The following is a 15,434-nucleotide window of genomic DNA, read 5'->3' as shown; positions in this document are numbered from 1 at the left end:
AGCCGTCCCTTCCCTTAATCTTTGCGGCATTGCCATGATTTTCCAAACAGTCTGGTTTTCAGATGTGGTACTGTCGGTTTCGTGGATTGTCCTTATCCTGATACTGGCAACTTCCGCGCCGTCGGCATTCCGCTCGCTTGCCCGCTACCGTTCCGCCCTTCCCCTGTGTACCGTAATTTTTTCCGCAGCATGGTGTCTGAACGCCTCTGCCGGCGGCGGACAGCTTGCACAGATGAACTACCACCTGCTCGCCGTCAATCTGGTTGCACTGATGGTGGGCACTTCCGCCGCCTTTTGGCTTGCCGCGCTGCTGATGCTGCCCTACTGCCTGCTGTTTGCCGGTTCTGTCGGCGCATATCCGCCGAACGCTTTGGTGCTGATTCTGCCCGCGCTGGTCGTCAACCGCCTGTCGCGTATGCTGGTCAACCGCCTGCCGCCCAATATTTTCATCTTTATTTTCGTCAACGGCTTTCTCGCTTCCGCCGCCGGCATTCTGCTGACCGGGCTGGTGCTGACCGGTATTTTGGATGCCGCAAACGCTTTTCCGTCCGAAATATTGTGGACGACCGCCCTGCCCGTCTTTATTCTGCTGGCGTGGGCGGAAGCCTTCCTCAGCGGCATTTCAACTGCCATATTTGTTGCACTGAAGCCACATTGGATCAACACTTTCGACGACAACCGCTATCTGAAGTCCGACCGCGGCATATGGCGGTAGCCTTCAGACGGCATAGACAGGCAAAACCATGCTTTCCAACATCATCCCACTTTCCATCGGTGCGGCACTCGGTGCAACGGCGCGTTGGCTGCTCAACCTCGCCGTTCCTGCCGCCATATCGCCCGCCACGGGCAACCTGTTTGCCAACTGGATAGGCGCTTTTCTTATCGGAATCTTTGCCGAAACCGTCAGCCACCCGCAATGGAAGCTGCTGCTGATTACCGGTTTTCTCGGCAGCCTGACCACGCTTTCCGGATTTTCGCTGGAAACCGTAACCCTGCTCCAATCGAATCGTCCTGCTTCAGCACTTGCCAATATTTTCCTACACACGGCAGGTTCGCTGCTGCTGACTTGGCTCGGGCTGAAGATAGGGACGGCAGTCAAATAATCGAAAAAATTGCTTCCTTTGGTTTTGACACAAACTATACAAGTCCTAACATCTTAATCATGGCGCAGCATATAAGCGTGGATTTGCAGCCCAATCTATACTTTCTGATTCTATTCATTAAGCCATTATGCTTATTCCTCAATCACGGTTTCCACCACCGAATGAATACTTTTAGGCAATTGCAAAAAAGCATTCCAAGCAATTAAAGTAGTTTTAAAAGTATGCGGCGAACAGCTTAAATCAGGCCAGCCGTCTTCTTCATCAAATTCGTTGTTATAGAAAACTACTTTTTCAGCAGAAATATCCCAGCAAAAACCTTGTCCACCTCCTGAATAAACTTCATTGGGATTATTTTCTGCTTGATGGATAAATTCTAAATTTTCATCTATGTCTTTTTGTAGATAAAGGTCTCCTGTTAAAACATAAATTAAGTATTCATATATTCTATCTTTAATTATTTCATTATTTTCTTCATTTTCTTCATCTAAAAATATACATCTTTTTAATAGTTCCCCATTAAATTCATAAACATCGTAATAAGCTTTAAAAATAGATATCATATCATTTCCTTATCTTCCATAAATCGGCTTCGCTTGTTTAAATACTGCCTGCGCCAATTACCGTTCTCAAATTCAAATTGAGCTTTTAGGTCTATAACAAAGAAAAAGCCTTGGTAGGTTTATCCTACCAAGGCTTTTTCTTAAAAAAAACGCTCTATTACTGTGCCTAAAAATGCAAAAAAAGTAACCATCATAACCCTTTTGCCAAAATCAATATTATCATCCGATGAATGAATTGACGGTATATAAGAAAGAATTAATAAGCTCATAAACTGGTAAGAAAAATCAGTAACAAAGATATTCATTATTAACCATTTTAAAAATTATCATGTTCGTTTGGGTAATTATCATACCCTTTTCCCTCTTATTACTAAAGCACGAATGACTTTGAAGGACGCGCCCAGAGACAAGCCGAAAAGGCATATCTCATCCGCCAAACAAAATGCCCGCCGATCTACTCCGGCGGGCAATTCCAACATCCTGTCAATCCTTCATCAGCCAGTATTGTAAACCGATTAATGTTTTACCATCTTTAATTTCATCGTTTGCCAATGCCTGACGGACTTCTTCTTTCGACATCAATACGGTTTCCGTAATCTCGTCTTCGTCATTGGCAAGCGTACTGCCCAAACGCACGCCTTCCGCCTCGAACAGATACATTTTTTCGTTGCAAAAACCGACCGCCGTATAAAAACTGTACAACAGGCGCACGCTGTCGGCGGTATAAGGCGTTTCTTCAGCCAGTTCTCGCAGCGCACACGCTGCCATATCCTCGCCCGCCACATCCAGCTTGCCCGCAGGAAGTTCCAATGTCGCCTGATTTGCCGCATAACGCCACTGTCGCACCAAAACGACCTTTTCATCATCCGTTACCGCCAACACGCACGCCGCTCCCGGATGACGGATGACGATACGCTGCCCTTCGTTACCGTTGGGCAACCTGACCTTATCCTTGCTGATGCTGACGAAACCGCCCTCGTAAATGGTTTCGCCGCCTAATTTTACTTCCCTCAAATCCACTTCATATCTCCTTTCCGTTTTCTATTCTGCCGTTCAATCTTCACGCTTACCGCGCTCGATTTCCACTCCAACCTCGCGCACGCCTTCCAAAATACCCGGCTTGACGATTTTCACGCGCACCCACACCGCGCCGAAATATCCCAAAACCAAATCGGCAATATATTCCGCCAACGCTTCCAAAAGCAGGAAATCCTGTTCTTTTAGATGTCGGCGCAATGTTTCGCATACCTCGGCATAATGCACCGTATTGGCAATATCGTCGTCCGAACCCGCTTTCTCGGGAATGCCGATGTCCAAATCGACAATCAGGGTCTGCAACCGTTCGCGTTCCCAGCCGTACACACCGATGAGCGTATCCGCCTTCATGCCGTGCAAAAAGATTTTATCCATAATCCGCCCCGTTTTTTGCTAAAATAACCGCACCATTCTAAGTAAAGTACCGCAAATGTTCAACATACCGACCGTCGCCGTTTCCTATTTAATCGGTTCACTGTCTTTCGCCGTCATCGTTTCCAAGTATTACGGGATGGACGACCCGCGCACCTACGGATCGGGCAATCCCGGCGCGACCAATGTTTTACGCAGCGGCAAAAAAAAGGCGGCCGCGCTGACGCTCTTGGGCGATGCCGCCAAAGGTTTGGTTGCCGTTTTGCTTGCACGCGTGTTTCAAGAACCGCTCGGCTTGTCCGACAGCGCAATCGCTGCCGTCGCACTCGCCGCGCTGGTCGGACATATGTGGCCGGTATTTTTCGGATTTAAGGGCGGCAAAGGCGTGGCAACGGCATTGGGCGTGCTTCTGGCACTCTCTCCCGCAACTGCCTTGGTCTGCGCGTTGATTTGGCTTGTTATGGCATTCGGCTTCAAGGTGTCCTCCCTTGCCGCATTAACCGCCACAATCGCCGCCCCCCTTGCTGCGCTGTTTTTTATGCCCCACCCTTCTTGGATTTGGGCGACGCTCCTTATCGCCCTGCTGGTGTTGTTCCGCCACAAAAGCAATATCAGCAACCTGCTTAAAGGCAAAGAAGGCAAAATCGGCGAAAAACGCTGATTCGGCATTTGTTTTCCATTACGTCATGCCGTCTGAAACCATATTTCCGCGTTCAGACAGCATTTCCGCACAAACGGCTTTCATACCATGCTCAGTTACAGACACGCATTCCACGCCGGTAACCACGCCGATATGCTCAAACACTTCACCTTGTTTTTAGTGCTGCAATATTTCAACCGCAAAGACAAGCCCTACTGGTACATCGACACGCACGGCGGCGCGGGTTTGTACAATCTCGAAGGCAACGAGGCGCAGAAAGTCGGCGAATACCGGCAAGGCATCGCCCTGCTCCGACAGGCGCAAAACCTGCCTGCCGAACTCTCTGACTTTGCCGCGCACATACAAAAAATCCTGCCCTCGCCCGAACTTTACTGCGGTTCTCCGTGGCTGGCGCAATCGCTGACCCGTGTCGGCGACAAATTGCGCCTGTTTGAGCTGCACCCCACCGACTTTGTCCATCTGAAAAACAATATGGGCGAAGCAGGATTGGGCAAACATGGACAAGTATTGCGCGAAGACGGTTACAAAGGGCTGATTTCCCTGCTGCCGTCCCCGCCGCGCCGCGCCGCCGTCCTCATCGACCCGCCCTATGAGGAAAAACAGGACTACCGGCGTGTAACGGAAACGCTGAAAGCCGCTTTAAAACGTTTTGAGTCCGGCTGTTATCTCATCTGGTATCCCTGCCTCAGCCGGGAAGAAAGCCGCAAGCTGCCCGAAGAATTGAAAAAACTCCTGCCCGACAACTACCTTCACGCCGAACTGCACGTCCACGCGCCGAAAACCGACGGCTTCGGTATGCACGGCAGCGGAATGTTCGTCATCAATCCGCCCTATCTGTTGGCGGAACAATTGGCGGCAAACCTCCCCGCCCTCACGCGGCTGCTGGCGCAAGACAAAGGCGCGCGCTACCTGTTGGACAGCAAAATCCGCTGACCCCAATGCCGTCTGAAACCCTTCAGACGGCATCTCCCGTCAAATAAACAAAACCGGACGATATACCGGCAGTCGGCACTTTTAAGAATAAATATCCCCTCATCCGCCTGCCGCGTTCCGACTTGCCCCATGCCGTTTTTTTACACTACAATCCCCTAGACTATCCTGCAAAACTCACCAAAGGAATACGCCACAATAACCTGCCGCCTTTCAGACGGCACAAACCTTTCCGAAACGAGCAAACTATGGACACACTGACCCGATTCCTCCCCGAACACCTGCAACAAAACCAGCTGCCCGAAGCACTCGGCGGCGTTTTACTGTCCGTTGTTTCCGCCTGCACCGAAATCAACGCCAAAGTCCGCCTCGGCGCACTGGCCGGCGTATTGGGTATGGCGGGCACAGGCAATATTCAGGGCGAAGACCAGAAAAAACTGGATGTTATCGCCAACAACATTATGATTGACACACTCAAAGCCAACCCTGCCGTTGCCGGTTTGGCAAGCGAGGAAGAAGACACTTTCGTAAGTGCCGGTGAAAACGGACGCTATCTCGTCCTATTCGACCCTTTAGACGGATCGTCCAATATTGATGTCAACATTTCCGTCGGTACGATTTTCTCCATCCTTGAAAAACCCGATGGCGAATTAAAAACCGAGTCCTTCTTGCAAGTCGGCCGGCACCAGCTTGCCGCAGGCTATGTCCTCTACGGGCCTCAAACCCAGCTCGTATTCACACTCGGACACGGCGTGTACGTGTTTACACTAAATACCGAAAACGAATTTGTCCTGACCAAAGAAAACCCGAAAGTACCCGAAAGTACCAAAGAATTCGCCATCAATATGTCCAACCGCCGCCACTGGCTGCCCCCCGTACAGCAATACATCGACGAACTCTTGGCAGGCGAAACCGGTACGCGCGGCAAAAACTACAATATGCGCTGGGTAGCCAGTATGGTTGCCGAAATCCACCGCATCCTGATGCGCGGCGGCGTGTTCATGTATCCGCAAGACAAACGCGACCCCGCCAAACCCGGCAAACTGCGCCTGATGTACGAAGCCAACCCTATGGCCCTGATACTCGAACAGGCGGGCGCATCGGCAAGCAACGCATATCAAGCCATGCTCGATATACAGCCCGAAAGCCTGCACCAGCGCGTCGCCGTCATTATGGGCAGCAGCGAAGAAGTCGCCTATCTCGACCGCCTGCACGCAAAATAGACAGACAGCCGTTCACACAAGCACACGGCGGCGGCAATCTGATACTGCCGCCGTTATTTCAAACAGCACAAGCCTTCCGGTCAAATAACAAAAATGCCGTCTGAAAACATTTCAGACGGCATTTCAAAAACTCAAACCCGAATTATTTGCCCGCTGCTTTTTGCAGGATGGCGTACAACTCGTCTTTCAGTTTCAATTTGGCTTTTTTCAGCTCATCAATGTTTTCCGCGCCGCTGGTAACCGGATTGTTGACCAGACCGGTAATTTTATCGTCCAGCTCGTTGTGTTCGTCGAACAGACGGGCAAAGTGGGAATCTTCCTGTTTCAATTTGGAAATCAAATCACGGTATTCTGGGAACATATCGCTTTCCTCTCTTGGTTTACGGTTAAAAAGTCAAACTGAATCTTTACATTAATTATAACAAAGATAATATTTTTATCCAGTGTTTTGTTACACACGGCAACACCGCCCGCAGAAAACCGCCCCACCGTCCGACAAAATCGTTGACAATCCTCCGCTTTGCGCATAAATTTTCAATACCTAACCCTGACCACACAAAGGAATCAAGAGATGTTTTCAAAAAGCGTAACCATCACCCAATATGATCCCGAACTGGCGGCCGCCATCGCCCAAGAAGACCGCCGGCAGCAAGACCACGTCGAACTGATTGCCTCTGAAAACTACGTCAGCTGCGCCGTTATGGAAGCGCAAGGTTCCCAGCTGACCAACAAATACGCCGAAGGCTATCCTGGCAAACGCTACTACGGCGGCTGCGAATACGTCGATATTGTCGAACAATTAGCGATTGACCGCGTAAAAGAACTGTTTGGTGCCGCCTATGCCAACGTCCAACCGCACTCCGGCTCCCAAGCCAACCAAGCCGTATATGCTTCCGTTTTAAAACCGGGCGACACCATTTTGGGTATGTCTCTGGCACACGGCGGACACCTGACCCACGGCGCGAGCGTTAATATTTCCGGCAAACTCTACAACGCCATTACTTATGGTTTGGATGAAAACGAAGTGCTCGATTATGCCGAAGTGGAACGCTTGGCTCTTGAACACAAACCTAAAATGATTGTGGCGGGTGCGTCTGCCTACGCGTTGCAAATCGACTGGACAAAATTCCGCGAAATCGCCGATAAAGTCGGCGCATACCTCTTCGTCGATATGGCGCACTATGCGGGTCTGATTGCCGGCGGCGAATATCCCAACCCCGTGCCGTTCTGCGACTTCGTGACTACCACCACCCACAAAACCCTGCGCGGCCCTCGCGGCGGTGTGATTTTGTGCCGCGACAACACGCATGAAAAAGCACTGAACTCTTCCATCTTCCCAAGCCTGCAAGGCGGTCCGCTGATGCACGTCATCGCCGCCAAAGCCGTGGCGTTTAAAGAAGCGTTGCAACCTGAGTTCAAACAATACGCAAAACAAGTGAAAATCAATGCTGCCGCCATGGCGGAAGAATTGGTTAAACGCGGTTTGCGCATCGTTTCCGGCCGCACCGAAAGCCACGTTTTCCTCGTCGACCTGCAACCGATGAAAATCACCGGTAAAGCCGCCGAAGCCGCTTTGGGCAAAGCGCACATCACCGTCAACAAAAACGCCATCCCGAACGATCCGGAAAAACCGTTCGTTACCTCCGGCATCCGCATCGGCTCCGCTGCGATGACCACGCGCGGATTCAACGAAGCCGACGCACGCATATTGGCGAACTTGGTTGCCGACGTATTAGCAAATCCCGACGACGAAGCGAATCTGGAAAACGTCCGCAAACAGATTACCGCCCTCTGCGACAAATACCCCGTTTACGGCGCGTAAGCCTTTTTAAAAACCGATGCCGTCTGAAACCTTTTCAGACGGCATTTACTTAAAATCCAAGCTATTAAAAGGAAGTGTCCGACAGTTTGGACGATTTCGTTTTTGTTTTCACCGTGTCCAAATGTCCTGCCTATTGCTTCGGAGGCATAGGGCGCAGCGGTATTAACTGCGCTTTGTAACCCACTGGCTCGGTAACGCTAAATAAAGGCCGTCTGAAACGGGTTCACGGTTTTCAGACGACCTCTTAGCTCAAACCTTGAGAAGCGCATACATGCGTTCCGCACACATGCTACTTGTTGAGTTTAGGTTTCATATGGGCTATGGTTTGCTGATTGGACTGAAATAAATTTGAATAACTCAACTATTATATTTCTATAATACTGCAAAGAAATTTCCTTCAGCTTAAAAGACCCTTCATGCAGAGAATAAAACAGCCTAAATTTATCCTCTACAATCTCACACATCATTCTTAAACCATAATCCCCCAGCTCCGAAAGATAACAATACATGATATTTTCTTCACTTTCCTCTTCTTTTTCAAAATCAATATCATGCAATGAAAAAATACTTCCAGGAAACTTTTTACATAACGCCTTATCTAAATTATCTTTTAAAGTCATTATTTCACTGTTTAACGTTAACACAGCCCCTTCCCCTGGATATGCTTTATCATTAATCCAGAATACAAGGGGACCCATGCAATAATCTCCATCTCTAATTAATATGTCTGTTTGTACGAAAAAATCTGGTTTATTTCCAAAAATCATTTTAAAACCTTTTCTTTCCAACCTAAATTTCTTAAATCAAATTTAACCTTATTGTTTAATTTTAATTGATTATTGACATCACCCGTACTTCCATTCCAATGCCATTGATTATTATCATCCCCTGAAAATCGATGAATATTTCCATATTCGTCTTTTGAAAATCGAACTGTCGGAGATGATGGTATTGGTTTAGACTTTATAAATAAGTCAAGTGAATTCTTCGGTCCTTTGCCGGCTTTTGGATTCCAACCTGAACCGCCTGGAGTGTGTTTTGAGTTCGATTTATAAGTAACAACTTCATTATCAAACTTAATTTTTACAGTTTCAGGTACAGGTACAGAAGACCTACCCACCTGCCCTTTAGATGCTCCCAAATCATTCTTTTGATGACTCTTCGACGCCAACGCCGTATCCGGAATCCTGCCCCCCTTCGCAACATTGCCGTTTACAGGGATACGGATATTCCCCGCACCCGCCAATAAGGGATCGCTGCCGGTAACGGTCTGTTTGATGTTTTTCAGGTTGCGGATGCCTGCACGAACTGCTGCATTTACCCTTGGGTTCGGGATGACAAAGCCCGTCAGGATGTCGGTAACGTTCAATGCAAACTCTTCGTTTTTCCGCTCTTCCTGCCTGATTTTGGTGTCTTTCGTCCCGCTGTGCAGCCAGGTCAGGTTGCAGTATTCGGGTTTGTCCTGTCGGCGGTATTCCTCAAACAGTTTCGGATCATTATAGGCTTGCGGATTTCTTGTGCCGTAGTCGCGGTAGTCCCAAGTATAACCCAAGGCTTTGTCTTTGCCTTTCATTCCGATAAGGGATATGACGCTTTGGTCGGTATAGCCGTCTTGGGAACCTTTGTCCACCCAACGCAGTATCTGCCTGCGGATTCTCATTGCCGCTTCTTGGCTGCTGATTTTTCTGCCTTCGCGTTTTTCAACTTCGCGCTTGAGGGCTTCGGTATATTTGCCGAACTACGGTTGATTGGACAGTTTCAATATATAAGGTGATGTAGGTTGCTTTTGTCTGATTGCTAAAGGTCGTCTGAAAACGTATTTTTTGTTGTTTCAGACGACCTTTTGGCTTAAACCCTGAGAACCGCATGCGTGCGCATTCCGCACACATGCTACTTGTTGAGTTTAGGTTTCATATGGGCCACGGCTTGCTTTCCAAATATGCTTTTATTTCATACATTAGATTATTTATATTAGGGGAAACTACATTTCCTGTTTTTTCTATTACAAGTAGACAATTATATTTTATTGCCCAATCAATGGTTTTCTGAATAAATTTAGTATAATCAAATCTTAAATCAAGTTCACACTCTATATCATCTGGCCAAACGGTAAGACTATTACCAAAATTATCACAAAACATGATTGCGTCTTTATCCCAAGACTCTTTCAATTTAAGCTGTTTCTTTGCTTCATTTATTATTGATAATAATATAACATCATTATCGATAAAGTAATTTTCAAAACTTTTATTCTCATTAAAATTCTGAAAACCATTAGATCGATACTCATCAAGTATGATATCTTTATTTGCATTAAATTTATTTCTGATAGCAGCTGATGGTATGAGGTAGTACCGATAATTCCAAATTGCCATTTTTATTTACTCCTATATTTATTATCTAATGAAACCAATTCCCTGCTTTCAGACGACCTTTTATCAAATATTATCGGCAGCGGCTCAATGCCAACTTTAAACCTGCTCCGATTTCTTCAGAGCTGTTATCCAATGATAAAATTACATCGTCTGCATCAATGGCATCCCACGCTTCCGGCTTGGCATGGCGGCTCGGGCTGATTTTCAGGCAGCCGTTGTGCAGCCAAATATCCACGCTCATCATGTTTTTAAATAGGGCGCGTCTGGTTTTATAGCCCAAGTTCCCGCATAGCTTGGCAACCCAATCCTCATAACGTGGTTTAAAACTTTCCTGTTTTAAAAAATCAATACGTTTAGCTTCGTTGTCTAACGTCCTGCTGTTCGCCAATGCTTGTAAGACCGTCGTGCCTAAAGTTTCATTGTCGGTATCCAATGGCAGGATATGGGGGGGGATATAGGTGGTCTGGAGCATATCGCCCAAATCCTGACCATGTTTGAATAATCAAGGCTCTTTCATTTGCCTTATAGCCAGCCCAATAATCTTGTTCTTGATTGAAAGTCATTTATTCGATCTCCGTAATTTTGACTGTAATGTTTTGACTTTTGCCATACTCTACCACACGTTGCAACTGCAATCTTTGCTCCTTTACAGCCCCAAAAGTTTTTATATAAATAAATTGCCCTCCCCCCATTCTTTTGCCCCCGAAACACAAATGCCGTCTGAAGCCTTTCAGACGGCATTTGTTGCTTTATATTCATTCTGCCTGCTTAGGCAAATTGCCGTGTAAAACCGACAAACTCCTCTTTTTTCGATTTTGCCCTACCTGAATCGATGGCTTCCCGTGCGGCAGATATGCCGTCTGAAAGCGAAGCAGCGATATTTCCGGCATATAGGGCGGCGGCGGTATTAAGCAATACGATATCGCGTGCCGCCCCTTCTCTTCCTTCCAGCACCTCGTTCATTTTCAACAAAGATTCCTGAGTATTGGCAACTTTGATTTCATCTAAATTGCGGCGGGTTTCGATACCGAAATCTTCTGGGCGGATGTCGTATTCGCTGATTTTTCCGTCTTTGAGTTCGGCAACGCGCGTTTTGCCCGTCAGTGTAATTTCATCCAAGCCGCCCTCCCCGCAAACAACCAAAACGTGTTTAGAACCGAGTTGTTGCAAGACCCGCGACAAAATGCCGCACAAATCGGTATGGAACACGCCCAAAAGCTGGTTCGGCGCGCTCGCAGGATTGGTTAACGGACCCAATATGTTGAAAATACTTCGGAAACCGAGCGAACGTCGTACCGGGGCGACATAGCGCATGGCACTGTGGTGATTGGGTGCGAACATAAACCCTATACCGGTCTGGCTGATACTTTGGGCAATCTGTTCGGGAGTCAGATTGAGGTTTGCACCCATTTGCTCCATTACGTCCGCCGCGCCGCTGGAAGATGAAACGGAACGCCCGCCGTGTTTGGCAACCTTCGCGCCTGCCGCTGCGGCAACAAACATCGAAGTCGTCGAAATATTAAAGGTTTTCGCACCATCCCCGCCCGTACCGACGATATCGACCAGCCCCTGAGCATTCTCCAGCGGCACTTTTGTCGCAAACTCGCGCATGACGGCTGCAGCTGCGGTAATTTCGGAAACGGTTTCAACCTTGATACGCAATCCTGTCAAAATAGCCGCTATCTGCTCCGGCGGAACCTGTCCGCTCATAATCTGACGCATCAAGTCAGTCATTTCATCGTAAAACAACTCATTATTGCTGATTAATCGTTCGATGGCCTGTTGCGGTGTAATCATTTTTGTCCTCCGTTCAATATTCGGACGAAAATGCCGTCTGAAGGGTTTCAGACGGCATCACGTCAGATTTTTTGCGGTTTGAAGTTTTGAAATTCAACTAGAAAATTGTTTAACATATCATGTCCGTGTTCAGTCAGCAGGGCTTCAGGGTGGAATTGCACCCCCTCAACAGCATATTCCTTATGGCGCACACCCATAATCTCGCCGTCCGCAGTCCAAGCCGTTACTTCCAAACATTCGGGCATCGTATCCCGATCGATAACGAGGCTGTGATAACGCGTACAGGTAACAGGATTGGGCAAATCTTTAAACATACCCTTACCCGAATGGGACACAGGCGACACCTTGCCGTGCATCAAGGTTTTTGCCCGTACCACATCTCCGCCAAACGCTTCGCCTATCGTCTGATGTCCGAGGCAGACACCCATAATCGGCAGCCTGCCCGCAAAATGGCGCATGGCTTCTACTGAAATCCCTGCCTCTTTAGGGGAACACGGTCCGGGGCCGATTACAAGATATTGCGGCTTTAAGGCTTCGATTTCTTCCAATGTAATATCATCGTTACGGCGCACGACAACTTCCTGCCCCAATTCTGTAAAATACTGGACAATGTTGTAAGTGAAACTGTCATAATTGTCGATAAACAAAAGCATTTTGTTATTAACCTATTGATTTAAAATATTTTTTGTTGTTAACTGCATTTCCGATACCCCCGATCATACCCCCTATATCTTAGCGTACCTGATGCACCCTTAGGAATCTGACGCAGAGTCTCGCTTTCTGACAAGTATGCAATTTTGCCATCTTTTCGACCATTCAGGAAAGCACCGATTTTATGCCCTCATAAATTTTGGTTATCCCGCAGCCGAATATAATGGGCAAACATAGCGGAATCTGCGTCAACATCAACCACGCCCCCGAATGACGGCGGATACAAATGGACACCGCCCGATGCCGCAACCGTGTCATTTGAAAAACTTTTGCCTATGCCCTCTGAGTGTTCTCAAAATCTTATGATATAAAAAATGTAATGTTATATAATAACAAACTTTTGAAATGCGAAGAGAAGCCAAAATGGAACAAACCACACTCAAGCCCATTGTTTTATCAATTCTTTTAATCAACACACCCCTCCTTGCCCAAGCGCATGAAACTGAGCAATCGGTGGGCTTGGAAACGGTCAGCGTCGTCGGCAAAAGCCGTCCGCGCGCCACATCCGGGCTGCTGCACACTTCGACCGCCTCCGACAAAATCATCTCCGGCGACACCTTGCGCCAAAAAGCTGTCAACTTAGGCGATGCTTTAGACGGCGTACCGGGCATTCATGCCTCGCAATACGGCGGCGGCGCGTCCGCTCCCGTCATTCGCGGTCAAACAGGCAGACGGATTAAAGTTTTGAACCATCACGGCGAAACGGGCGATATGGCGGACTTCTCGCCCGACCATGCCCTGATGGTGGACAGCGCCTTGTCGCAACAGGTCGAAATCCTGCGCGGTCCGGTTACGCTCTTGTACAGCTCGGGCAATGTGGCCGGTTTGGTCGATGTTGCCGATGGCAAAATCCCCGAAAAAATGCCTGAAAACGGCGTATCGGGCGAAGCCGGATTGCGTTTGAGCAGCGGCAATTTGGAAAAACTGACATCCGCAGGCATCAATATCGGTTTGGGCAACAACTTCGTGCTGCATACCGAAGGCTTGTACCGCAAATCTGGCGATTACGCCGTACCGCGCTATCAAAAAGAAGAAGGCCGTCTGAAACGACTGCCCGACAGCCATGCCGATTCCAAAACAGGCAGCATCGGGCTGTCTTGGGTAGGTGAAAAAGGCTTTATCGGCGTGGCGTACAGCAACCGTCGCGACCAATACGGTCTGCCTGCCCACAGCCACGAATACGATGATTGCCACGCCGACATCATCTGGCAAAAGAGTTTGATTAACAAACGCTATTTGCAGCTTTATCCGCACCTGTTGACCGAAGAAGACGTCGATTACGACAATCCGGGCTTGAGCTGCGGCTTCCACGACGACGATAATGCACACACCCATGTCCACAACGGCAAACCGTGGATAGACCTGCGCAATAAACGCTACGAACTCCGCGCCGAATGGAAGCAGCCGCTCCCCGGTTTTGAAGCCCTGCGCGTACACCTGAACCGCAACGACTACCACCACGACGAAAAAGCAGGCGATGCAGTAGAAAACTTCTTCAACAACAAAACACACAATGCCCGTATCGAGTTGCGCCACCAACCCATAGGCCGTCTGAAAGGCAGCTGGGGCGTGCAATATTTGGGACAAAAATCCAGCGCGCTTTCCGCCATTCCCGAAACCGTCCAACAGCCGATGTTGATTGACAACAATGTGCGCCATTACAGCTTTTTCGGTGTAGAACAGGCAAACTGGGACAACTTCACGCTTGAAGGCGGCGTACGCGTGGAAAAACAAAAAGCCTCCATCCAGTACGACAAAGCATTGATTGATCGGGAAAACTACTACAACCAGCCCCTACCCGACCTCGGCGCACACCGCCAAACCGCCCGCTCGTTCGCACTTTCGGGCAACTGGTATTTCACGCCGCAACACAAACTCAGCCTGACCGCCTCCCATCAGGAACGCCTGCCGTCAACGCAAGAGCTGTACGCACACGGCAAACACGTCGCCACCAACACTTTTGAAGTCGGCAACAAACACCTCAACAAAGAGCGTTCCAACAACATCGAACTCGCGCTGGGCTACGAAGGCGACCGCTGGCAATACAATCTGGCACTCTATCGCAACCGCTTCGGCAACTACATTTACGCCCAAACCTTAAACGACGGACGCGGCCCCAAATCCATCGAAGACGACAGCGAAATGAAGCTCGTGCGCTACAACCAATCCGGCGCCGACTTCTACGGCGCGGAAGGCGAAATCTACTTCAAACCGACACCGCGCTACCGCATCGGCGTTTCCGGCGACTATGTACGAGGCCGTCTGAAAAACCTGCCGTCCCTACCCGGCAGGGAAGATGCCTACGGCAACCGTCCTTTCATCGCACAGGACGACCAAAACGCCCCTCGTGTTCCGGCTGCGCGCCTCGGCGTTCACCTGAAAGCCTCGCTGACCGACCGCATCGATGCCAATTTGGACTACTACCGCGTGTTTGCCCAAAACAAACTCGCCCGCTACGAAACGCGTACGCCCGGACACCATATGCTCAACCTCGGCGCAAACTACCGCCGCAATACGCGCTATGGCGAGTGGAATTGGTACGTCAAAGCCGACAACCTGCTCAACCAATCCGTTTACGCCCACAGCAGCTTCCTCTCTGATACGCCGCAAATGGGCCGCAGCTTTACCGGCGGTGTGAACGTGAAGTTTTAAAATCGGAAACGCAGGCAGCCTGAAAAACACCCGTAGGTCGGATACTTGTATCCGACACCAAAAGTTCCCTTGAAATCAAAATGTCGAATTCGAGAATCCGACCTACTGCTACTAATCTACGTCGGCCCCAAACAAAAAGCCATGTTTTAAGCCGTCCGATATGAATTAATCTTGACGTATTTTTTTTTTTTTT

Annotated in this window: 16 protein-coding genes and 2 pseudogenes; 7 read left to right on the top strand and 11 right to left on the bottom strand. The window is 48.7% G+C overall.

Annotation, left to right across the window (positions count from 1 at the left end; translation table 11 throughout):
- Positions 1–34 precede the first annotated feature (34 nt).
- A complete protein-coding gene (locus ACNAU7_RS01360; protein WP_416300006.1) occupies positions 35–715 on the top strand; it encodes an energy-coupling factor ABC transporter permease in 681 nt (226 codons plus the stop codon).
- 28 nt (positions 716–743) lie between these two features.
- Entirely contained in the window at positions 744–1,103 is a 360-nt protein-coding gene (locus ACNAU7_RS01355) for a fluoride efflux transporter CrcB (RefSeq protein WP_416300004.1), read from the top strand.
- A 131-nt stretch (positions 1,104–1,234) separates the two neighbouring features.
- Here the strand turns inward: ACNAU7_RS01355 and ACNAU7_RS01350 are convergent, their stop codons facing one another.
- The 3 genes from ACNAU7_RS01350 to folB form a co-directional block, all read right to left on the bottom strand.
- Positions 1,235–1,663, bottom strand: coding sequence for a hypothetical protein (locus ACNAU7_RS01350; protein WP_416300002.1), 429 nt, complete (start codon positions 1,661–1,663; stop codon positions 1,235–1,237).
- Between the two features lie 483 nt (positions 1,664–2,146).
- Positions 2,147–2,683 carry an NUDIX hydrolase gene (locus ACNAU7_RS01345; RefSeq protein WP_003754827.1) on the bottom strand — a complete coding sequence of 179 codons (537 nt, stop codon included), beginning with the start codon at positions 2,681–2,683 and terminating at the stop codon, positions 2,147–2,149.
- A 33-nt stretch (positions 2,684–2,716) separates the two neighbouring features.
- The gene (folB, locus tag ACNAU7_RS01340) at positions 2,717–3,073 is read right to left on the bottom strand and encodes a dihydroneopterin aldolase (RefSeq protein ID WP_002237900.1); all 357 of its coding nucleotides are present in this window, start codon (positions 3,071–3,073) and stop codon (positions 2,717–2,719) included.
- Positions 3,074–3,128: 55 nt separating this feature from the next.
- Here folB and plsY point away from each other — a divergent pair, with 55 nt between their 5' ends.
- Complete coding sequence (gene plsY, locus ACNAU7_RS01335) at positions 3,129–3,731, top strand: glycerol-3-phosphate 1-O-acyltransferase PlsY (protein WP_416299998.1); 603 nt, start codon at positions 3,129–3,131, stop codon at positions 3,729–3,731.
- An 18-nt stretch (positions 3,732–3,749) separates the two neighbouring features.
- Here the strand turns inward: plsY and ACNAU7_RS01330 are convergent, their stop codons facing one another.
- Entirely contained in the window at positions 3,750–3,875 is a 126-nt protein-coding gene (locus tag ACNAU7_RS01330; protein ID WP_416300269.1) for a hypothetical protein, read from the bottom strand.
- On the opposite strand from ACNAU7_RS01330, the gene ACNAU7_RS01325 reads away from it, so the two are divergent.
- Both ACNAU7_RS01325 and ACNAU7_RS01320 read left to right on the top strand, forming a co-directional pair.
- The gene (locus ACNAU7_RS01325; RefSeq protein ID WP_416299996.1) at positions 3,819–4,664 is read left to right on the top strand and encodes a 23S rRNA (adenine(2030)-N(6))-methyltransferase RlmJ; all 846 of its coding nucleotides are present in this window, start codon (positions 3,819–3,821) and stop codon (positions 4,662–4,664) included. The genes ACNAU7_RS01330 and ACNAU7_RS01325 overlap by 57 nt on opposite strands.
- 245 nt (positions 4,665–4,909) lie before the next feature.
- Positions 4,910–5,884, top strand: coding sequence for a class 1 fructose-bisphosphatase (locus ACNAU7_RS01320; protein ID WP_416299994.1), 975 nt, complete (start codon positions 4,910–4,912; stop codon positions 5,882–5,884).
- A 142-nt stretch (positions 5,885–6,026) separates the two neighbouring features.
- On the opposite strand, the gene ACNAU7_RS01315 is transcribed toward ACNAU7_RS01320, so the two are convergent.
- Positions 6,027–6,245, bottom strand: coding sequence for a YdcH family protein (locus ACNAU7_RS01315; protein WP_003754814.1), 219 nt, complete (start codon positions 6,243–6,245; stop codon positions 6,027–6,029).
- Between the two features lie 210 nt (positions 6,246–6,455).
- On the opposite strand from ACNAU7_RS01315, the gene glyA reads away from it, so the two are divergent.
- On the top strand, positions 6,456–7,706 hold the full coding sequence (glyA, locus tag ACNAU7_RS01310; RefSeq protein WP_003754808.1) for a serine hydroxymethyltransferase: 1,251 nt from the start codon (positions 6,456–6,458) through the stop codon (positions 7,704–7,706).
- Between the two features lie 302 nt (positions 7,707–8,008).
- Here glyA and ACNAU7_RS01305 read toward each other — a convergent pair whose 3' ends face one another.
- The 6 genes and pseudogenes from ACNAU7_RS01305 to ACNAU7_RS01280 form a co-directional block, all read right to left on the bottom strand.
- Positions 8,009–8,494, bottom strand: coding sequence for an immunity 42 family protein (locus tag ACNAU7_RS01305; RefSeq protein ID WP_301005482.1), 486 nt, complete (start codon positions 8,492–8,494; stop codon positions 8,009–8,011).
- A pseudogene (locus ACNAU7_RS01300) lies at positions 8,470–9,438 on the bottom strand (hemagglutinin); the annotation flags it as partial. The gene ACNAU7_RS01305 and the pseudogene ACNAU7_RS01300, both read right to left, overlap by 25 nt.
- Before the next feature lie 178 nt (positions 9,439–9,616).
- Positions 9,617–10,081: a hypothetical protein gene (locus ACNAU7_RS01295; protein WP_002217740.1), complete on the bottom strand. Its 465-nt coding sequence runs from the start codon at positions 10,079–10,081 to the stop codon at positions 9,617–9,619.
- Positions 10,082–10,151: 70 nt separating this feature from the next.
- A pseudogene (locus tag ACNAU7_RS01290) lies at positions 10,152–10,644 on the bottom strand (contact-dependent growth inhibition system immunity protein).
- 205 nt (positions 10,645–10,849) lie between these two features.
- Positions 10,850–11,878 carry an anthranilate phosphoribosyltransferase gene (gene trpD, locus ACNAU7_RS01285; RefSeq protein WP_416299982.1) on the bottom strand — a complete coding sequence of 343 codons (1,029 nt, stop codon included), beginning with the start codon at positions 11,876–11,878 and terminating at the stop codon, positions 10,850–10,852.
- A gap of 62 nt (positions 11,879–11,940) precedes the next feature.
- A complete protein-coding gene (locus tag ACNAU7_RS01280; RefSeq protein WP_416299980.1) occupies positions 11,941–12,531 on the bottom strand; it encodes an aminodeoxychorismate/anthranilate synthase component II in 591 nt (196 codons plus the stop codon).
- Positions 12,532–12,952: 421 nt separating this feature from the next.
- Here ACNAU7_RS01280 and znuD point away from each other — a divergent pair, with 421 nt between their 5' ends.
- Complete coding sequence (gene znuD / locus ACNAU7_RS01275; RefSeq protein ID WP_416299978.1) at positions 12,953–15,241, top strand: TonB-dependent zinc receptor ZnuD; 2,289 nt, start codon at positions 12,953–12,955, stop codon at positions 15,239–15,241.
- Positions 15,242–15,434 lie beyond the last annotated feature (193 nt).

The organism is Neisseria sp. LACPHL-SPEC-2024-00856 (genome assembly GCF_047915665.1).
GTDB lineage: Bacteria > Pseudomonadota > Gammaproteobacteria > Burkholderiales > Neisseriaceae > Neisseria > Neisseria polysaccharea.
The sequence above is the reverse complement of the archived record's forward strand: the minus strand, read 5'-3'. Positions and strand labels throughout refer to the sequence as shown.